The sequence below is a fragment of the Limosilactobacillus urinaemulieris genome (assembly GCF_014838745.1).
GTDB classification, from domain to species: domain Bacteria; phylum Bacillota; class Bacilli; order Lactobacillales; family Lactobacillaceae; genus Limosilactobacillus; species Limosilactobacillus urinaemulieris.
Window position 1 is genome coordinate 60,254 of record NZ_JABUXR010000007.1, and the last position, 19,135, is coordinate 79,388.

Here is a 19,135-nt window from a genome sequence, read left to right on the forward strand (position 1 = left end):
CCGGGAAAGACGGTTTGTTTTTCCCGGACTTTAACTATTCCCAGCTTCTTCAGTTTTACGTTAACTCATATGGAATAATTGTCGTAATCTTTGTGCTCGGCTACCAAGCAACTTATCCGCAAGACGGAAGTGTAATGATAAGTAACCATAGACTCCTGCCCCAACAATAACGCCAATTACTAAAGTGAAGAAAGCAGTATAACGCCCATAAGGACTAATAAATAATCCTAATAAAAGCATTACACCCTTAGTAGCCACTAACATAACAAGTGAGTATGCCAAGATTTGGTTGGTTGGCAACGCCATCTGTTCGAAGTTCAAACGGAATTCCTGATTAAATGAATGGATAATAAGGTAATTAATAACCATCATCGCAATCCCCGTAGCCAGCAATGGTCCTAAGCCCTGCGCAATCCAGATACATGGGAATTGAATTACTAACTTAATTAGTAGCCCAATTCCTAAGTATTTCATCATTCGCCGGTTTTCAGAAATCCCCTGCATCATTGCCGCTGCAACCGTATACAAACCTAACGGAATAGAGATGAAAGCAGCAAATTCCAGGACGATTACCCCAGCATGATTATACCGATAAAAGACAGTGTATACCTGTTGGGCAACCGCATATAATCCAAGAACAGCCGGAATCATTACAAAATAAAAGAGCATTAGGACATTCTCAATTTGGTTTCTCATTCCCGCATGATCATTTCTTGCCCGTGCCATCGCCAATAACGGAATAGCAGTGACCGCTAAGGCATTTGCTAAGGCAATAATAATCATGTAAAGTTTATTGGCATTAAACGCAAACAAGGCATATAAAACATCAATTTGGTACTTAGAAAAATGCCCGACTAATGGCATCATCCGCTTAAAACTATACTGATCAACTATCTGGAAGAGATTAATCCCTGATTCAATAATGATAAATGGAATTGATTGATAAACGATCTTCAAGATTAGTTCAGTCGTTGATACTTCAGTGACTGGCTGTTCGATAGTACCGGTTCCGCGCATAACCCCCCGATACTTCAGCCATGCCAAGAAGAGAACGGCACAAGCACCAATCGCTCCAATAAAGGCAGCAAACGTTGACTGGCTAACTGCTGCAACCCAACTGCCCTTTTGAATCTTCATGATTAGGTAAGTTGCTCCTAACATGTAAATTATCCGAAAGAGCTGTTCCACAAACTGTGAAATTGCAGAGGGCGCCATCATACTGTATCCTTGGAAAATCCCCCGACTAATTGCCATTAACGGGATAATGAAGATTGCCCAAGCTAACGACCGCAATACGGGAATTAAGTTTGTATCACCATTGTAAACGATTGGCCATGAAGCGATATACATCATGATGGTACCGCAAATGACCCCCGACGCAAGTGCCATGTACAATGCCGATCGATTTAATTTTTGGCTGACCCCATACTCATTTAATCCATTATAGTGAGCAACCAGTTTGGAAATTGCTGATGGAATTCCAGCAGTTGAAATGGTAATAAAAAGACTATAAATATTATATCCTTGGGCATATAAGGCATTGGCCTCATCACTATAAGCCCCTAGCCAGGTAACCCAGGGAATAATATAAATTGCCCCAAGGATGCGCGAAGTAATATTTCCCGCTGTCATCCATGCTGAACCATTCAACATTTTTGAACGAGCAGTATCCTTTTGCTGTCCTTCACTCATAACTTTTAAATCCTACCTTTTACTTTTTAAAATCAATACTAATCATTCTATCCTTAATGGAGCATTGTCGCAAATTATTTTAGGAAATCTTTGCTAATACTGTTCCAAATCAACCGTTACCATTTTTACCACGGCCTCTGGATGCGCTGCTTGCACCTCAGCTAAATCACTAACTCGTGGTGCCTTTTCAAAATGGCCTAACTTATCATTTAGTGTAATGGCTAATCCTAACTTAGCGAACTCCATCGCTGTTGCCATATCCTTTCCCTGAGTAAACGCTTCGGGCAGATCCGGAAAATCAACTTCGATCTGATTATTCTTTTGCTGAAAAATTGCCGGATAACTAACAATTTCCATTTTGATTCCTCGCTTTTTCTTTTTTGAAACAACCAATATTTTACCACGAACGAAAAAGATGAGACCGGAAAGTTAACTTTCCGGTCTCATTCCTTATCATTTTCTACTTAACAACGATATTTACGATCTTGTTTGGAACAACAATGACCTTCTTAACGTCCTTGCCATCCGTAAACTTTTGAACATGTTCATCAGCAAGAGCTAACTTTTGTGCTTCTTCGCGATCAATATTCTTTGCCATCTTAATCTTTGAACGAAGCTTCCCGTTAACTTGAATAATCATCTCAACTTCGTCTTCTTCTAATGCCTTGGGATCATATGTTGGCCATGGTTGATAGGCGATTGTATCACTAACGTTAAAATGACTCCACAATTCTTCAGCAACGTGCGGTACCACTGGTGAAATCATCTTAATAAATCCTTCCATGTATTCGACAGGAAGATCATCAGCCTTAAACGCTTCATTAACGAAGACCATTAATTGAGAAATAGCCGTATTTAAGTGCATCCGTTCGTAGTCTTCAGTAACCTTTTTAACGGTCTGGTTATAAACCTTGGTCAGCTTACCATCATTAAAGTTAGAAACCCGATCACGAAGGTGGTTATTTTCATCCATCAATAAGCGCCATACCCGTTGAATCCACTTGTATGAGCCATGAAGCCCTTCTTCATCCCACGGAACGGATTCAGTTAATGGTCCCATAAACATTTCGTAAAGGCGAAGGGTATCCGCACCATATTTTTCAACAATATCATCTGGATTAACGACATTCCCTTTAGACTTGGACATCTTTTCATGGTTAGCTCCCAGGATCATTCCTTGATTAACCAACTTCATAAATGGTTCCTTAGTTGGTACAAGACCCAAGTCGTATAAGACCTTATGCCAGAACCGTGCATAAAGAAGGTGAAGAACAGCGTGTTCCGCCCCACCGACATACAGGTCTACTGGAGACCAGTAATCTAACGCTTCTTTTGAGGCAAATTCCTTACTGTTGTGTGGATCAGTATACCGGAGCCAGTACCATGATGAACCAGCCCATTGTGGCATTGTATTTGTTTCTCGTAACCCATGTCGACCTTGATCATCATAAACATTGACCCAATCCTTAACGTTAGCCAATGGACTTTCACCAGTACCAGATGGTTCAATGTTATCAGTGTCAGGTAGTTTCAATGGTAATTCATCTTCTGGAACTAAGGTGGTCCGACCATCATCCCAGTGAATTACTGGAATAGGTTCACCCCAGTAACGTTGCCGACTAAAGATCCAATCCCGAAGACGGTAATTGACCTTCTTGTGACCAGCATTATGTTCATCAAGCCATTCAATCATCTTTTTCTTGGCATCTGCAATATTCAAGCCATCCAAGAAACCAGAATTAATGTGCTTGCCATCCCCGTCAAAGGCACCTTCTGAAAGATCAGCCCCTTCCATAATTGGCTTAATTGGTAAATCAAACTTCTTAGCAAAGTCATAGTCACGTTGATCACCAGATGGAACTGCCATTACAGCACCTGTACCATATGATGCTAAGACATAGTCACTAATCCAAATTGGTAACTTTTCACCATTAACCGGGTTAATAACGTATGAACCAGTGAATACCCCCGTTTTATCCTTATTCAGATCAGTCCGTTCAAGATCAGAACGCCGGGAAGCTTCTTCTTGGTACTTCTTAACTGCTTCCTTATTTTCAGGAGTAGTTAACTGGTCAACTAGCTCTTGTTCAGGAGCAAGAACAACGTAAGATGCACCAAATAATGTATCTGCACGAGTAGTAAAGACTTCAATCTTAGTATCTTCATCTCCCGCAACTGGGAAGTAAACGGAAGCACCCTCTGAACGACCAATCCAGTTACGTTGCATTTCCTTAACGCTTTCTGGCCAATCAACAAGGTCAAGATCATCAATTAAGCGATCTGCATAGGCAGTAATCTTCAAAACCCATTGCTTCATTGGCTTTCGGTAAACTGGGTAGCCGCCACGCTTAGTTTTACCATCTTCAACTTCTTCGTTAGCAACAACTGTTCCACCCATAAAGTCAGGTGCCCAGTTAACCATGATCTCGCTTTCGTAAGCTAAGCCCTTCTTATAGAGTTGTTCAAAAATCCATTGAGTCCACTTGTAGTATTCTGGATCAGTCGTATTAACTTCCCGATCCCAATCATATGAAAAACCAAGTGATTGGATTTGGCTACGAAAATGATCAATGTTTTGATTAGTAAAACTCTTGGGGTTATGACCGGTCTTCAATGCGTATTGCTCTGCGGGAAGACCAAAAGCGTCCCACCCCATTGGATGTAAAACATTGTATCCTTGCATCCGCTTCATTCGTGACATCACATCAGTCGCAGTATAACCTTCTGGATGACCAACGTGAAGTCCCTGTCCAGATGGGTAAGGGAACATGTCCAAGGCATAGTATTTATTTTGATCCTTGTTTAGGTTAGCCTTAAATGTCTCATTCTTTTTCCAGAATCGTTGCCACTTATTTTCAATGGCAGTGTGATCGTAAGCCATATCTTTCTCTCCTTTTATTTACATAATCCTTCTGTTTGATCGTAATAAAAAAGCCCCGTAGAAAACTATTCTACGAGACGAATTTACTCCGCGGTACCACCCGAATTTCCATGGTTAAAATAACCATAACACTTCACGCCATAACGCGGCAGACGTTATTACCTACTACATTTCAGTAATAATCCTTTTGGACGAGTTCATTGTTAGTAATCCTCGTGTTTCCAGCACCACACGATCTCTGAAGAATTAACTAACAATTACTATTTCCAATTCGATCAAATATTTAATGATATTCTAACAACCAGCATTCGTAAATGCAAGCATCAAACTAGCCAAGAACCTTCTTTAATTCTTCAACCTTATCCAGTTGTTCCCATGGTAGCTCAACATCAGTTCGGCCAAAATGACCATAAGCTGCAGTAGGTTCATAAATTGGGCGCTTAAGATTAAGCATCTTAATAATTCCCGCAGGACGAAGATCAAATACCTTACGTACAGCAGCAATTAAGTCCGCTTCACTCCGGGTACCAGTACCATAAGTATCAATTGAAATTGATACTGGCTCAGCGACCCCAATAGCGTAGGCAACTTGAATTTCAAGCTTCTTTGCATAGCCAGCAGCTACTAAATTCTTAGCAATATAGCGCGCAGCATAACTAGCTGACCGGTCAACCTTGGTAGCATCCTTACCGGAGAAAGCACCACCACCATGATGAGCAGCGCCACCATAGGTATCGACAATGATCTTTCGCCCGGTTAGCCCGGCATCCCCTTGAGGACCACCGATAACAAAACGACCAGTTGGGTTAATGAAGTACTTAGTTTGATCATCAAGATATTCTGCAGGAATAACAGCCTTAATGACTTGCTCCATAACATCCTTCTTAATTTGATCAAGTGAAACTTCTGGATCGTGTTGTGTACTTAACACAACAGTATCAACCCGCAAAGGCTTATCGTTTTCGTCATATTCAACAGTGACTTCAGCCTTAGCATCTGGACGAAGGTAAGAAATCGTATTATCTTTACGAAGCTTAGCAATCCGTTGCATTAACTTATGACTAAGCATCAAAGTTAACGGCATGTATTCTGGTGTCTCATCAGTTGCGTAACCAAACATTAATCCTTGGTCACCGGCACCAGTTTGATCAAGCGGATCAGCATCCCCTTCACGAGTTTCCAGAGAATCGTCAACCCCTTGGGCAATATCCGGTGATTGCTCATCGATTGCAGTAATTACTGCACAGTTATCGGCATCAAAGCCATACTTACCATCTGTATAGCCAATCCGCCGAATTGTATCACGAACAACCTTTTGAATATTAACGTATGCCTTAGTTGAAACTTCACCAAAAACCAATACAAGGCCGGTCGTAACAGAAGTCTCAACAGCGACCCGTGAATCAGGATCTTGTTCAAGCATTGCGTCTAAAATAGCATCACTAATTTGATCAGCAATCTTATCAGGATGCCCCTCAGAAACAGATTCTGAAGTAAATAAATGTTTTTCTACCATGTGTATTAATTCCCCCATATGCAAGTTGCAATTGAAACATTCAGTGGTTACAAGGCATCTTCACAGTAATGTGAATCCTATCGGGAATTTGCTTTATAACGAGAACCATCTTAGCATAATTTGTTGACCATATTCAAACATAAATTAACTAATCTTCACGAGCATTAACCATCCCAACAGCGGTCATAAATGAATAAGCTGTCGTTGGCCCAACAAATTGAAAGCCATCCATTTTCATTTTTTTAGCCATTTTTCTTGATTCAATTGTTTGTGATGGTAACCGTTTTCCGTTTAATTGTAACCGCTGAGGCTTAAAGTTAACAAATGACCACACATAGTTATTTAGCGTTTCACCATCTGCTAATAATTCTTGAATTACCTTAGCATTGTTGATCGTTGCCATGATTTTACGCCGATTGCGAATGATTGTTGAATCGTTCATTAATCGCTCAAAGTCGTTCTGGTCAAATGCCGCAACCTTAGCTGCATCAAAACCAGCAAATGTCCTTTCAAAAGCAGCCTCTCGCTTCCAAATTGTTGACCATGATAACCCAGATTGAAATAACTCTAATGTCAGCATCTTAAATAGTTCACGATCATCATGTTCAGGGAACCCCCACTTCGTATCATAATAATCACGCATTAATTCAGATGTTTCTGCCCATAGTGGTCTTCTCGTTGCCATTTGATCACCTCATTAAGTCTTTCTATATATTCAAAACGAGATAATTAAGCTTTTGCATCTTTTTTAACGGTATTCTTTAAAGCAAGAGCCAAAAGGAGACCAACAATTTCAACGGCTAACATTGTTAAGAAGACATAATGGTAACCACTAAGGGCCGCACTGAGATTTCCCATTCCGCGGCTAAGATTATGACTAGTTACAGTTGTTAAAATGATTGTTGATACAGCAACTCCGGTAGAACCAAGGACTTGCCGTACTGTTGTAATAACGGCCGTCCCATGAGGAACCAGTTCATTAGGTAGAGAATTAGCTCCTAAGGTAACGGCAGGCATCATCACAAAAGCATTTCCTCCTTCAATAACCATCGCACAAAGGATCATAATCCATAAACTCATTTGGTTAATCAAGAAGAGACCGGCAAACCAGCCAGCAACAATCATTGCCATCCCCACAAGCATTGTCGGTTTAAAGCCAATTTTGTCGGCTAGCTTTCCTGTCAGTGGGTTAAGAATACTTAGTAAAGCAGCTCCAGGGACAAGCGACATTCCTGAAACGAATGGACTAACTTTAAGCACTCCTTGGTAATACAGCGGAAAAATAATCGTCGTCACAATCAGGGCAATGTAAGAGATTGAAGTTAGTAAAATCGCTAAATCGTAATTAAGGGTTTTCATTACCCGAAGTTCCAATAGTGGATTCTGGAGCTTTAATTGCCGAATACAGAACCAAATAATAGCTAAAATACTTACAAGCAAGATTGTGCCACTAATTGTCCAGTTAATCTTCGTTTTACCAATTTGGTTAATTACGTACATTACACCAATCAAACCAATAGACAAGAAAACCGAAAGCCAGTCAAGGCTGCTTTCATGTCTCTGCATAACGTCACGGATAAGTCCTGAGCCAGCCATAATAATGATCACAGTAATGATGATCATAAAGAAAATAAACAGACTCTTCCAAGTAAAGAATTTGAGAATTATTCCGGAAACAATTGGGCCACAAGCTAATGCCGAACCCATTACTAAGCCAGCAATTCCCATTGTCGTTCCCCGAGCCTCTCGCGGTGTTATCTCAAGAAGGACTGATTGATACGACGGAAACAGAACACCCACAGCAAAGGCTTCCATTGCCCGACCGATCATCATAAACCAGAAACCAGATACTCCCCAACTAGCAGGGGTCAAAATAATCATCAATGAACCAATATCAAACAGGGCTAATGCACCAATAAACATGGTCTTAAAATTAAGATTATTCAGCATCCACGGACTAATTGGCATACTGACACACATGACCAGCATGAAACCTGTTGTTAGCCACTGCACTGTCGAGGCAGAAATTCCAAAAGCTCTCATTAACGTTGGATAAGCTGTCGACAAGGATGATTGACTAATCGACATCGTAAAAGTTCCAATTAATAATGTAAAAATAAACCAGAACCGGCTATATGGTCGGCCATTTTGATCAATTGACTCTCTCATAAAATCCCCTTCTTTAGAATTATTATTAATAATCAAATTGTATTATAAAGTTTAAAATCACAATTGTAAATGTTATACTTAACGTAAATTAATGCTCTTAAACTAGTGAGGTGAGTAAATTGGCTGAAGCAGAATTTGATCGAGCAATTGAACAACTTAGGGAAAATCACGTTAGAGTTACTCCTCAACGAAAAACGATTCTAAACTACTTAATTTCGCACCATACTCATCCAAGCGTGGAAATGATCTATGAGGATTTAAAGGATAGTGTTGACAACATTAGTATGGCAACGGTTTATAATACGTTAAAACTTTTCGTCGATTATAACCTCATCATCGAATTGAAGAACGGTGATGGCAGCACTCATTATGACTACTTTGGTCATCCTCACTACCACGTTATTTGTGATAATTGTGGGCAAATTACTGACGTGTTTGACCCTCACTTTACAGAAATTAGTAAGGATCTAGCTGCCATGACTAGAGAAAAAACTGGTTATCTCGTCACTGGCAATAATATTGAGGTCCATGGTATTTGTCCTAATTGCCAAAGAAAATTACATTTGAATAGATAAAAAGAATAGTTACTACCAAAAGAAAAGAGTGTAGCTCAACAGGGACCTTATCGGAATAAGTTTCCTTGTTGAATTACACTCTATTTTTGTTTTCGTGGCTGAGATAGTGACGCAACCGCTAAAATTGCAAACCAAATCAAAGTAAAGATCAATGCCCCTAGCGTTTGTTTATCAAGGCACAAAACAACTAAAACAAAGGCTAAAAAGGTTAATACTAGGTAATCAGTATACGGTGCCCCAGGAACCTTAAAAGACCGTTCTGGAGGATTAGATTGAAGGTACCTTAAATGGGTCACAATTATTGTTGCCCAGATAAAGAGAAAGCTCGTCGTGGCAATGCTCGAGATGACCGTAAAAACTCCACCAGGCATTATCAAATTTAAGACCGCAGCAATAGCAATTACACCAGCAGAAATAATAACTGCTAGTGCTGGGACAGAATTTCGCGATAATTTGCTAACTAACCTAATTCCTGGCCGGTGTGATGTTGATGTTAACTCCGCAAGCATCCGCCCCGTGGTATAGAGTGAACTATTGCATGCAGATGCTGCAGCCGTAACAACGACAAAGTTAATTAAACTGGCTGCCCCCCGTAAGCCAATGTCATTAAAAACCATTACGAAAGGACTCTTTGACGGTGCTAAGCGATCCCAAGGATAGATACACATAATTACCGCCAGTGCGGCAACATAAAATAGCAAGATTTGAAAAGGAATTGCATTTATTGCCCGGGGAATAACGTGACGTGGATTTTCTGCTTCAGCTGCCGTCATCCCAACCATTTCAATTCCAACAAAGGCAAAAACTACCATTTGAAACGAAAGGATGAACCCCTTGGCGCCAGCGGCAAAGAAACCACCATTATTGAATAAATTCTCTGGTGAAGCAACATAACCACTAGTACTCTTAAAGCTAACTAGCATCATGCCAACCCCAACAAGGACCAGCAACGCAATCGCCAAAATTTTAATTAATGCAAACCAGAATTGTAATTCACCAAATGCACTAACAGTAATTAAATTAATGCATAAAAGGACAATTAATGTTAATAACCCCGGTATCCACTGAGGAACGTGAGGAAGCCATAGCTGAAAATACATCCCAATTGCAGTGATTTCTGCCATGGCTAATGCGATCCAACAGGCCCAATACGCCCAGCCCGTAATAAAGCTTACTCGTGGGCCAAGGTAAACACGAATTGCATCAACAAATGAACGGTAATTAAGATCTGACATTAGGAGTTCACCAAGTGCCCGCATAATCCAAAAACAGATAATTCCGGTAATAATATAAGCTAATAATATTGCAGGACCTGCAGAGTGAATTGCTTGACCTGATCCTAAAAATAGTCCAGTCCCGATGGTGCCACCAAGTGCCATTAGTTGAATATGGCGACTTTTTAGGCTACGCTTCATTTTATTTTGTGCCAATATGGTTCAATTCTCCTTAAATTTAATTTCTCGTAAAAAACCACTAATAAACTATCGCTTTTTAGATTGTTTTATTTGATAATGGTAAATAGTTTATCTGAAATTTTATTGTATACCTTTTTCATGAAAGGAGGGAATGAATTTGTTACACTGGTTTCCATTTTGTGGTTATTTTGTTATTGCACTTGTTTTAGCAATTAATGCCTCTTCGCGTTATCAGCAGTTTAGTAAGCGATTAACAATTTTTGCTTTTCTATGTTATTTTGTTATCATCCTTCGTCTTTGCCTGACTCCAGTTACCTTTAGTTTTATTTCTGCTAACCGTAATTTACGCTATTTTCACGGAGTACCATACAATCTTCTTCCCTTTCAACAGTTAGATTTAGAATGGTTATTAAATATTATCATGACGATCCCGCTAGGTATTTTATTATATCTGGTCAACCGCAAAAGTTCGTTTATCACTATTCTTACTCTCAGCTTTTTGTTTAGTTTCTTTATTGAGGGAAATCAATTTGTCTGTGACTTTCTTTTCCACATTGGTCGAGTAGCGGATATTGATGATATTATTACCAACACCATTGGCGGAATAGTTGGCTTTTATGGACTAAAATTACTTGATCGAGGATTTATTGATAAAATAATCCATCCCTTTTTCCTATTATAGAAAAGTTTGGTAAACTATTACTGATGAGGTGATTATAATGATTTCAAACGAACAAAGGGCTCATGATATTGCTATTGCTTTAGTTCAGGCTAATGGCAAGGACATGAAGCCAATCGAAGCATATCATGAATATATCAACTACCTTCTACCAATTCTTAAGGAGATCGACAAGGATTTTAAGAATGGTATCAAGGAACATATTTAAAAACTAGAGACCGATGAAGCACCTATATCTTTCATCGGTTTTCTTTCTGCTTCCAAACATTCTGGAGGCAACATATACTACAACCATTATTTCTTTTTTTGCGGTATGATTAACTTATCAGAGAAAGGAGCTATGCGCTATGAATAATGTTTCGCATCGGCTTCGACTGGTTTAGTTTACTTATTGGAATTCTTTTTATTCTTGGAGGATTTCTTTCGTTTTCCCGACCAGATAAAACCTTACATTTATTGTCTGTTATTATTGGAGTTGTCTTCCTTTTTGATGGGATCTTCGAACTAACAATTCGGCGGCGCTTTCTTCGTTCACTCGGTGAGGGCACTGGCTGGATTGTAGTTCTTGGTATATTGAACATCGTCTTAGGAATCATCTTTGTCTTCCATCCTGGCTTCGGCACGTTATACATTGCAATTATTTTTGCTATCTGGTTTATTTTGGATTCCATTATGGAATTTTCCGTTGGTCGTCTTTTCAAGGGTGTCAGTGGTGGTTACTACTGGTTAACCATTATCTTTAGCATTCTAGGGGTTATTCTAGGAGCAATCCTCCTCTTTAGTCCTGTTGTTTCTGCCTTAACGGTTGTTTGGATTATTTCTGTTTTCCTAATTATCTTCGGTGTTCTAAAAATTGTTCAAGCTTTCAACTAAATGAAAAGGATCCTAGCATTCTGCTTTGAATGCTAGGATCCTCTTTTTTACCTTTAACTATTAGCTAGTCAATCTCGATCCGAGTATCATCATCGCTTTCAGCTTGCTTCTTTGGTAAGGCAAGTGAAAGAACACCGTTTTCGTAATGAGCGGTAATATTCTTTCGTTCAACATCTGGCAAGCGGTATTGGCGACTCATTTGACCATAGCGCCGTTCGCTATGAAGAATATGACCGTTCTTATCAGCCTCATCATCAACCGTATCACGATGACCTGTAATGGTTAAAATATTATTCGCGTAACTAATGTGAATATCTTTCTTGTCAAAGCCTGGCATATCTATCTTTACTTGATATTGCTTGTCATTTTCTTCAATGTCAGTCTTCATATGATCTTCAACTGGCGTAAAGTCAGAGAAGAAATCATCATTCATTAAGTTCCGCATATTCATCATGTTATCCAAAAAGTTATTCCGACGTGTTAAATCGTTAGCCATAATAAAGCTTCCTTTCCGTTAACTTGATCTTGATTACACTTCTTATCTTAACCACCATTAGGTAAAGTGCAACCGCTGTTAGCACTTAAGATTAAAGAGTGCTAAAAATGGTTGCACCTTTCTTGACCAATGCCTTGGTAATAGTCCTCAACAGGCTGTTACCATTAATCCAAGAAAGACCTGCTTTTATTTTGACATATGAATTTATAATCATATATTAATTAGATGTATTTATTAAAGAAGCATGGTAGGATCAAATCGTAGTTAATTTAAGGAGGGATTTGATGGATACAGTACGGTTAGGCCAAACAACCGTACCAGCGGTTGGTATTGGTACGTGGAATATTGGTGAAAAGCCAGCCAAACATGCTGAAGAGGTAAAAGCAATTCAAGTAGCAATTGATGCAGGAGCAACCGTAATTGATACTGCCGAAATGTATGGTCAAGGACGGGCGGAAAAGCTTACCAGTGAGGCAATTAAATCATTTGACCGGTCAAAGCTTTATCTCATCGATAAGGTACTGCCCCAGAATGCTGGTCATCAACGATTGGAAAAAAGCCTTGATCGGAGTCTTAAGCTAATGCAAACTGATTATTTTGATCTTTACCTACTTCACTGGCGAGGCGGAATTCCCCTTGCAGAAACGGTAGATGAACTAGTTAAGATGCAAATTAAGGGAAAGATTCGTCACTGGGGCGTTTCAAATTTTGATGTTGCTGATTTGGAAGAATTATGGGCACTTCCTCATGGTCGAGAATGCGTTGCTAATGAAGATCTGTATAACCTTGATCAACGGGGAATTGAATATGATCTTCTTCCGCTCATGCGGGCTAATAACTTACCACTAATCGCTTATTCCCCACTTTCTCAGGGAGATCGATTAAGCGGCAATTTAACAACCAATCCCTTACTAAAAGAATTGGCCGCTAATCATCAAGCAACTGTCTACCAAATAATGTTAGCCTGGGTAATTCGTGATCAACATACCCTAGCAATTCCCAAGGCAGCTAGTCCCGTCCATGCAAGAGAAAATGTTGAAGCATTAAATATTAGTTTCTCTACCGATGAACTTGAAGCACTCGCAAAGGCCTTTCCAAAACCCAAAACTAAAGAACCCTTAGCAACAATTTAGATAGTCTCAAATCTAGATAAAAGCAAACAACCTAAGATTAGTTCGCTCTGAACTAATCTTAGGTTGTTTTTAAAATTCAAAAGCTATCTTCGAACCAGGTTAATTCTCCTTTACCCTTAATACCGAACACCTAATGCTATTCGTGCAAAACGGCTCATTTTTTCTGGAGTCCAAGTTGGCTCCCAGACAAGGTTAATCTCACATTTGGTAATCTCTGCTACTTGGAGAACAGCCTCCTTAATCATTTTATAAAGCAAATCACTGATCGGACACCCCATCGTTGTTAAGGTCATCGTAATTTTACATTGTTGATCATTAACCTCAATGCCGTAGATAAGGCCCAGATTGACTAAATCAATCCCCAATTCCGGATCAATCACGGTTTGCAATTTTTTAAGGACCTCTTGTTCAATAGGACTTAATTTCTCTTTATCTAACATGATAATCCACCTTAGCCAATCGAACCTTCCATTTCAAAACTAATTAAACGATTTAGTTCTACTGCGTACTCCATCGGCAGTTTCTTCGTAAAGGGTTCTACAAAGCCCATGATAATCATTTCCGTCGCTTTCCGTTCACTAATTCCCCGACTCATTAAATAATAGAGCTTTTCTTCAGAAATTTTTGAAACCTTCGCCTCATGCTCCATCGTAACATCCGAGTTATTAATTTCGTTAATCGGAATTGTATCTGATGATGACTGGTCATCCATAATAATCGTGTCACATTCCACATGAGCTTTTGAACCGTTAGCTTTTTCGGTAAAGCGGATATTTCCTCGATAATCCGTTGAACCACCCGTTCGGGCAATCGACTTGGAAACGATTGAACTAGAGGTGTTCGGGGCATTGTGGATCATCCGTGCTCCTGAGTCCTGATGAATATGATCACTGGCTACTGCAATTGAAAGCATTGTTCCCCGAGCACCACGACCATTTAAGTAGACACTTGGGTACTTCATTGTAACTTTAGAACCGAGGTTTCCATCAACCCATTCCATCGTGGCGTTTTCGGCTGCAGCTGCCCGCTTCGTCTCCAAACTATAAACATTCTTTGACCAGTTTTGGATCGTCGTGTAGCGACAATAAGCATCTTTTAAAACATTCACTTCAACTACTGCAGCATGCAAACTATCGGACGAATAATTTGGTGCAGTACACCCTTCAACGTAATCAACACTAGCACCTTCATCAACAATAATTAACGTTCGTTCAAACTGTCCAGTATTCTCCGCATTTAACCGGAAATAAGCCTGAATTGGCGTTTTGACCTTAACACCCTTAGGAACATAAATAAAGGATCCACCGGACCATACGGCACCGTTCAGCGCAGCAAATTTATTATCAGCTGGTTTAACTAACTTTCCGAACCACTTCTTGAATAGGTCTGGATACTTTTGTAAGGCAGTGTCAGTATCAGTGAAAACGATCCCCTGTTTGGCAAATTGTTGCTTCATGTTGTGGTAAACAACTTCTGACTCATACTGAGCAGCTGAACCAGCGAGGTATTTTCGTTCTGCTTCTGGCACCCCCAGACGATCAAAAGTACGTTTTAGCTCTTCAGGAACATCATTCCAGTCTCGGTACTTCTTATCGGTCATTTCCTGGTAATATAACATGTTCTCTAAGTCCAAGCCTGATAGATCTGGACCGAACTTAGGTAGCGCCATTTTTTGATAAATATGAAATGACTCTAACCGATAATCCAACATCCATTGCGGCTCATGCTTTTCTGCCGAAATTTTACGAACCGTTGCCTCAGTTAATCCGCGTCCCGTTGAATAAAGTGGCTTCACATCATCATGAAATCCATATTGATAGTCTTGATTACCGAGGACATTATTTACATCTGTCACGATTACTTGTCTCCTTTTGCATTCTTGAGCAGAGCTTCTTGCAGGGCCCACCAAGCTAAAGTTGCACACTTGATCCGGGTAGGAAACTCCATAATTTGGGTTAGTACACGAGCATCCCCTAACTTGTTCAATTCTTCTCCAGAGTGTTTTTCGCCAATTGCTTCATCAGAAAAGATTTTAGCAATCGTTAGTGCCTCTTCCACTGTTTTACCCATCATTACATCAGTTAGCATACTAGCTGAGGCCTGACTAATCGTGCATCCCTGACCGGTAAAGCCAATATCAGTTATTCTGTTATCTGCATCCAGATGAAGACTTAAGTTAATTGTGTCGCCACAAGTTGTATTGTGAAGCGTCTTTTCATTAGTAGCGTTAGCCACAGCATAATGATGATGAGGATTAGCTGCATGTTCTAAAATTACTGCCCGGTATAATTGATTTAATTTATCTAAGCTCACCCTTAAAGAACTCCTTTGTTTCTTTGATTGCATTAATTAACTGGTCACAGTCAGCTTGATTATTGTAAAACGCCAAACTAGCGCGAACGGTCGCATTGGTCCCCAGTGAATGAACAAGTGGTTCAGCACAATGGTGGCCCGCACGAACGGCTACTCCTTCCATGTCTAATGCCGTTGCAACGTCATGAGGGTGAAGAGTACCGAGATTGAACGAAACAACCCCAACGTGCTGCTGAGGATTCTGTGAACCGTAAACTTTCACTCCAGGAATCGCAATTAATTTAGGTACTAAATAAGCCATTAATTTCGTATCCCGTATCCTTATTTGCGTCATCCCGACCTGTTCTAAATACTTAATTGCCGTTGCTAATCCTACTGCTCCCGCAATATTAGGAGTCCCTGCTTCAAATTTATACGGGATCTGATCCCACTGACTATTATCAAGTTGAACATCCGTGATCATTTCACCACCAAACTGGTAAGGTGGCATTTGTTCAAGGAGCTGTTGGTTTCCATATAAAACACCAATTCCCGTTGGTCCCAACATCTTATGTCCCGAAAAAGCATAGAAGTCAGCTGCTAACTTTTGCACATCTATCGGAACATGACAGGCTGCTTGGGCACCGTCAACAACAATAATAGCCCCGTTCTGGTGAGCAACCCCTGCTAGTTCTCTGATTGGACTAACATTACCGAGAACATTACCAATGTGGGCCACTGCAACAATTTTCGTTTTAGCGGTAATCTTTTGTTTGGCATCGGCCAAATCAATTTCACCGGTTGGGGTTAAATTAATGTATTTTAAGACCGCCTTTTTTCTGATCGCTAACTGCTGCCAAGGGATCAAATTGCTGTGATGTTCCGCAAGCGAAATTACGATTTCATCCCCTGACTCAATATTCTGCTCACCATAAGTGCTAGCAATCAAATTAATACTTTCGGTCGTTCCCCGGGTAAAGATTATCTCACGGGAACTTTTAGCATTAATGAAGCGTTGAACGATTTTACGAGCGTTCTCATATTCTGCAGTTGCCTTGAATGATAGCTGGTATGTTCCCCGGTGGACATTAGCATTTTCTCGTTGATAAAAGCTGACTAACCGGTCAATAACGGACGTCGGTTTTAAGCTTGTCGCCGCATTATCAAGATAGGCAAGCCGTTCACCGTTCATATTTTGGTGTAATTCAGAAAAATCTTGACGGACAAGTTCCCAATTAGGCATTTTCCATTAACTTCCTTTCCAAAATATCAACCATTTCTTGGCGGACGTTTTTATCAGGAACCGCTGTAATTACCGCACTCAAAAATCCCCGGATTACCATTCGTTGTGCTTGGTGCAGGGGGATCCCCCGACTTAATAGGTAGTAAAGCTGATCCTGATTAATCTTGCCGACACTCGCTGCATGGCCCGCTTCAACGTCATTTTCATCAATCAACAAAATTGGATTCGCATCACCCGTTGCATGTGGTGACATCATCAATAAGCGGTTTTGTTGTTCAGCTTCAGAGCCATGCGCTCCGTGAATAATTTGACCAATTCCGTTGAAAATCAGTCGTGAATTATCAAGGGCGACCCCGCGTTGATTAATTAATCCCCGTGAATGAGGACTGCGGTTAGTAACCCGATTATTAATCCCAAGCTGTTGGTCATTTGTGGTTAGGGCAATCAGTTGTGAGTTAGCATGTGCTTCTTCACCAATTAATTCTGAATCAATTCCACCGACAGTGTTGCATTCATTCATTAGGCCAATTGCCCAGTCAACTTTAGCATAGTTCTTTATTGCTGCACGATATTGATAATAACTGGGACTTCGTTGTGCTAGGTGATCAAGTGAGGAAAAGTGGACTTCGCTATTTTCCTCAGCCATAATTTCCACAAAATTGGTTAACGGGTTATCTTGCTGACGGGAGGAAACTAAGTGATCAATGATTTGGAAACGACTATTTTCCCCAGCAACAATCAATAAATGAAAATTAATTGTCCCTTTAACAGCCTGATCAAAGTTAACCGTCAAGTGAAGTGGCTTTTTCAATTCAACATTACGAGGAACGTATATGAAAAGGCCTTGATTAATAAATGCAGTATGGTAAGCCGCAAGAAGGTTCTCGTCTGGTTGAATTACCTTTGCCAAGTACTTGGTTAGCATTTGAGGATGCTTCTTGATTATCGAACCCAGCTCGCTAATAATAAGCCCCTGTTTTTTCAGTGAATTTGGGAGCACAACTATCACTTTCTGTGAACTTGCTTCTACTATAACTTGCTCAGAATCCGTTAGCCGTTCAACCGCTTCAGGAAAATGAAGAGGCGCTGACTGTGCGGAGATGAGTGGCCAATCTTGAAAATTAAATTTGGTTACTTTGGGCAACTGTGCAGTCGTTACATACTGAAATGCCCTTTGGCGCAATTTAGCCAACTCTTCTGGCTCCTGATTCGTTACATATTGCTGAAGTTGGGATTTAAGGTGTGAATAACTAAATTTCATAATGTTAGTACCCCTACTTATCTTCGTCAACTAAGTCAACTTTTAAGCCAAGTTCATCACGCAATCCGGCATACCCCTCAGCTTCTAGTTTTTTCGCTAACTCAGGGCCCCCATCTTTAACAATTCGTCCACCCATCATTACATGAACTGTGTCGGGAACAATATAGTTTAGTAGTCGCTGATAGTGGGTAATGATTAACGAACCGAAATTAGCACCCCGCATGGAATTAACTCCTCGAGAAACAACTTTCAAGGCATCGATATCCAGTCCTGAATCAATTTCGTCTAAAATCGCAAAGCTTGGTTTAATCATTAATAATTGAAGAATTTCGTTTCGCTTCTTTTCACCACCAGAAAAGCCTTCGTTAAGGTAACGTTCCGTCATCGACTCTTTCATATCTAGCAGTGCAAGTTTTTGGTCAAGTTCTTGGAGAAAATCCATAATTGAAATTTGGTTATCCTTTGGTCGCCGTGCATTCATGGCTGCTCGCAAGAATTCGGCATTGGTTACTCCTTGAATTTCAGCTGGATACTGCATTGCTAAAAATAATCCTTTTCGTGCACGCTCATCAACGGGCATCTCAAGGATACTCTCGCCATTTAATAAAATGTCACCTTGTGTAACATGATAATTGGGTTGTCCCATAATCGTCTGGGATAAAGTTGATTTTCCAGTCCCATTTGGTCCCATAATTGCATGAATTTCTCCGGTTTGCATTTTAAGGTTAACACCCTTAAGGATTTCCTTTTGTTGATGAGTTTCTTCGTCTTCAACCGCAACGTGAAGATCTTTTATCTGTAAAATAGCCATATTTAGTGTTCACTCCCTAATAAAACACAATATCATGATGTCAATTACCTATTTTACCAGTTTCTCTTGGGGATGAATAATTAGATTGAGAAAAAGAAG

At 40.1% G+C, this 19,135-nt stretch carries 19 protein-coding genes, 1 riboswitch and 1 other annotated feature; of the genes, 5 read left to right on the top strand and 14 right to left on the bottom strand.

Annotated features, from left to right (window positions below; all coding sequences use genetic code 11):
- Nucleotides 1-60: 60 nt before the first annotated feature.
- The 6 genes from HUK45_RS04975 to HUK45_RS05000 all read right to left on the bottom strand — a co-directional run bounded on the left by HUK45_RS04975 (nt 61) and on the right by HUK45_RS05000 (nt 8,258).
- Nucleotides 61-1,692 carry a putative polysaccharide biosynthesis protein gene (locus HUK45_RS04975; protein WP_191911364.1) on the bottom strand — a complete coding sequence of 544 codons (1,632 nt, stop codon included), beginning with the start codon at nt 1,690-1,692 and terminating at the stop codon, nt 61-63.
- Nucleotides 1,693-1,785: 93 nt separating this feature from the next.
- Complete coding sequence (locus tag HUK45_RS04980; RefSeq protein WP_191911365.1) at nt 1,786-2,049, bottom strand: type II toxin-antitoxin system HicB family antitoxin; 264 nt, start codon at nt 2,047-2,049, stop codon at nt 1,786-1,788.
- A 103-nt stretch (nt 2,050-2,152) separates the two neighbouring features.
- Nucleotides 2,153-4,573, bottom strand: coding sequence for a leucine--tRNA ligase (gene leuS, locus HUK45_RS04985; protein ID WP_191911366.1), 2,421 nt, complete (start codon nt 4,571-4,573; stop codon nt 2,153-2,155).
- A gap of 70 nt (nt 4,574-4,643) precedes the next feature.
- Nucleotides 4,644-4,858: a binding site (T-box leader), on the bottom strand.
- 43 nt (nt 4,859-4,901) lie between these two features.
- Complete coding sequence (metK, locus tag HUK45_RS04990; protein ID WP_191911367.1) at nt 4,902-6,089, bottom strand: methionine adenosyltransferase; 1,188 nt, start codon at nt 6,087-6,089, stop codon at nt 4,902-4,904.
- A riboswitch (SMK box riboswitch) is annotated at nt 6,087-6,193 on the bottom strand. Its footprint overlaps the gene before it by 3 nt.
- Before the next feature lie 44 nt (nt 6,194-6,237).
- Entirely contained in the window at nt 6,238-6,774 is a 537-nt protein-coding gene (locus HUK45_RS04995; RefSeq protein WP_191911368.1) for a DNA-3-methyladenine glycosylase I, read from the bottom strand.
- Nucleotides 6,775-6,818: 44 nt separating this feature from the next.
- Nucleotides 6,819-8,258: an MFS transporter gene (locus HUK45_RS05000; protein ID WP_191911369.1), complete on the bottom strand. Its 1,440-nt coding sequence runs from the start codon at nt 8,256-8,258 to the stop codon at nt 6,819-6,821.
- A 119-nt stretch (nt 8,259-8,377) separates the two neighbouring features.
- On the opposite strand from HUK45_RS05000, the gene HUK45_RS05005 reads away from it, so the two are divergent.
- On the top strand, nt 8,378-8,833 hold the full coding sequence (locus tag HUK45_RS05005; protein ID WP_191911370.1) for a Fur family transcriptional regulator: 456 nt from the start codon (nt 8,378-8,380) through the stop codon (nt 8,831-8,833).
- 80 nt (nt 8,834-8,913) lie between these two features.
- Here the strand turns inward: HUK45_RS05005 and HUK45_RS05010 are convergent, their stop codons facing one another.
- Nucleotides 8,914-10,248 carry an amino acid permease gene (locus HUK45_RS05010; RefSeq protein WP_191911392.1) on the bottom strand — a complete coding sequence of 445 codons (1,335 nt, stop codon included), beginning with the start codon at nt 10,246-10,248 and terminating at the stop codon, nt 8,914-8,916.
- Between the two features lie 157 nt (nt 10,249-10,405).
- On the opposite strand from HUK45_RS05010, the gene HUK45_RS05015 reads away from it, so the two are divergent.
- The 3 genes from HUK45_RS05015 (at nt 10,406) to HUK45_RS05025 (ending at nt 11,800) form a co-directional block, all read left to right on the top strand.
- The gene (locus tag HUK45_RS05015) at nt 10,406-10,930 is read left to right on the top strand and encodes a VanZ family protein (protein ID WP_191911371.1); all 525 of its coding nucleotides are present in this window, start codon (nt 10,406-10,408) and stop codon (nt 10,928-10,930) included.
- Between the two features lie 37 nt (nt 10,931-10,967).
- Complete coding sequence (locus HUK45_RS05020; protein WP_164476887.1) at nt 10,968-11,135, top strand: hypothetical protein; 168 nt, start codon at nt 10,968-10,970, stop codon at nt 11,133-11,135.
- A 146-nt stretch (nt 11,136-11,281) separates the two neighbouring features.
- Nucleotides 11,282-11,800, top strand: coding sequence for an HdeD family acid-resistance protein (locus HUK45_RS05025; RefSeq protein WP_191911372.1), 519 nt, complete (start codon nt 11,282-11,284; stop codon nt 11,798-11,800).
- 64 nt (nt 11,801-11,864) lie between these two features.
- Here the strand turns inward: HUK45_RS05025 and HUK45_RS05030 are convergent, their stop codons facing one another.
- The gene (locus HUK45_RS05030) at nt 11,865-12,296 is read right to left on the bottom strand and encodes an Hsp20/alpha crystallin family protein (RefSeq protein WP_191911373.1); all 432 of its coding nucleotides are present in this window, start codon (nt 12,294-12,296) and stop codon (nt 11,865-11,867) included.
- 284 nt (nt 12,297-12,580) lie between these two features.
- Here HUK45_RS05030 and HUK45_RS05035 point away from each other — a divergent pair, with 284 nt between their 5' ends.
- On the top strand, nt 12,581-13,429 hold the full coding sequence (locus HUK45_RS05035; protein WP_191911374.1) for an aldo/keto reductase: 849 nt from the start codon (nt 12,581-12,583) through the stop codon (nt 13,427-13,429).
- Between the two features lie 116 nt (nt 13,430-13,545).
- On the opposite strand, the gene HUK45_RS05040 is transcribed toward HUK45_RS05035, so the two are convergent.
- From HUK45_RS05040 to sufC, 6 genes are read right to left on the bottom strand one after another with little or no spacing between them, the layout of a single operon-like run.
- Nucleotides 13,546-13,869, bottom strand: coding sequence for a metal-sulfur cluster assembly factor (locus HUK45_RS05040; protein ID WP_191911375.1), 324 nt, complete (start codon nt 13,867-13,869; stop codon nt 13,546-13,548).
- A gap of 11 nt (nt 13,870-13,880) precedes the next feature.
- Nucleotides 13,881-15,284 (bottom strand): Fe-S cluster assembly protein SufB, encoded by a 1,404-nt coding sequence (gene sufB, locus HUK45_RS05045; protein ID WP_191911376.1) that lies wholly within the window; start codon nt 15,282-15,284, stop codon nt 13,881-13,883.
- A 2-nt stretch (nt 15,285-15,286) separates the two neighbouring features.
- Nucleotides 15,287-15,742, bottom strand: coding sequence for a Fe-S cluster assembly sulfur transfer protein SufU (gene sufU / locus HUK45_RS05050; protein WP_191911377.1), 456 nt, complete (start codon nt 15,740-15,742; stop codon nt 15,287-15,289).
- Nucleotides 15,729-16,964 carry an aminotransferase class V-fold PLP-dependent enzyme gene (locus HUK45_RS05055; protein WP_191911378.1) on the bottom strand — a complete coding sequence of 412 codons (1,236 nt, stop codon included), beginning with the start codon at nt 16,962-16,964 and terminating at the stop codon, nt 15,729-15,731. Before HUK45_RS05055 ends, sufU begins: the two co-directional genes overlap by 14 nt.
- Nucleotides 16,957-18,225, bottom strand: coding sequence for a Fe-S cluster assembly protein SufD (gene sufD / locus HUK45_RS05060; protein WP_191911379.1), 1,269 nt, complete (start codon nt 18,223-18,225; stop codon nt 16,957-16,959). Before sufD ends, HUK45_RS05055 begins: the two co-directional genes overlap by 8 nt.
- A 13-nt stretch (nt 18,226-18,238) precedes the next feature.
- The gene (sufC, locus tag HUK45_RS05065; protein WP_191911380.1) at nt 18,239-19,036 is read right to left on the bottom strand and encodes a Fe-S cluster assembly ATPase SufC; all 798 of its coding nucleotides are present in this window, start codon (nt 19,034-19,036) and stop codon (nt 18,239-18,241) included.
- Nucleotides 19,037-19,135 lie beyond the last annotated feature (99 nt).

Coding starts and splice junctions, on each gene's coding strand:
- HUK45_RS05040 (WP_191911375.1), bottom strand. CDS start 13,869: ATGTTAGATAAAGAGAAATTAAGTCCTATTGAACAAGAGGTCCTTAAA.
- HUK45_RS05055 (WP_191911378.1), bottom strand. CDS start 16,964: ATGCCTAATTGGGAACTTGTCCGTCAAGATTTTTCTGAATTACACCAA.
- HUK45_RS04975 (WP_191911364.1), bottom strand. CDS start 1,692: ATGAGTGAAGGACAGCAAAAGGATACTGCTCGTTCAAAAATGTTGAAT.
- HUK45_RS04980 (WP_191911365.1), bottom strand. CDS start 2,049: ATGGAAATTGTTAGTTATCCGGCAATTTTTCAGCAAAAGAATAATCAG.
- metK (WP_191911367.1), bottom strand. CDS start 6,089: ATGGTAGAAAAACATTTATTTACTTCAGAATCTGTTTCTGAGGGGCAT.
- HUK45_RS05020 (WP_164476887.1), top strand. CDS start 10,968: ATGATTTCAAACGAACAAAGGGCTCATGATATTGCTATTGCTTTAGTT.
- HUK45_RS05030 (WP_191911373.1), bottom strand. CDS start 12,296: ATGGCTAACGATTTAACACGTCGGAATAACTTTTTGGATAACATGATG.
- HUK45_RS04995 (WP_191911368.1), bottom strand. CDS start 6,774: ATGGCAACGAGAAGACCACTATGGGCAGAAACATCTGAATTAATGCGT.
- sufC (WP_191911380.1), bottom strand. CDS start 19,036: ATGGCTATTTTACAGATAAAAGATCTTCACGTTGCGGTTGAAGACGAA.
- HUK45_RS05010 (WP_191911392.1), bottom strand. CDS start 10,248: ATGAAGCGTAGCCTAAAAAGTCGCCATATTCAACTAATGGCACTTGGT.
- sufD (WP_191911379.1), bottom strand. CDS start 18,225: ATGAAATTTAGTTATTCACACCTTAAATCCCAACTTCAGCAATATGTA.
- HUK45_RS05035 (WP_191911374.1), top strand. CDS start 12,581: ATGGATACAGTACGGTTAGGCCAAACAACCGTACCAGCGGTTGGTATT.
- HUK45_RS05000 (WP_191911369.1), bottom strand. CDS start 8,258: ATGAGAGAGTCAATTGATCAAAATGGCCGACCATATAGCCGGTTCTGG.
- leuS (WP_191911366.1), bottom strand. CDS start 4,573: ATGGCTTACGATCACACTGCCATTGAAAATAAGTGGCAACGATTCTGG.
- HUK45_RS05025 (WP_191911372.1), top strand. CDS start 11,282: ATGTTTCGCATCGGCTTCGACTGGTTTAGTTTACTTATTGGAATTCTT.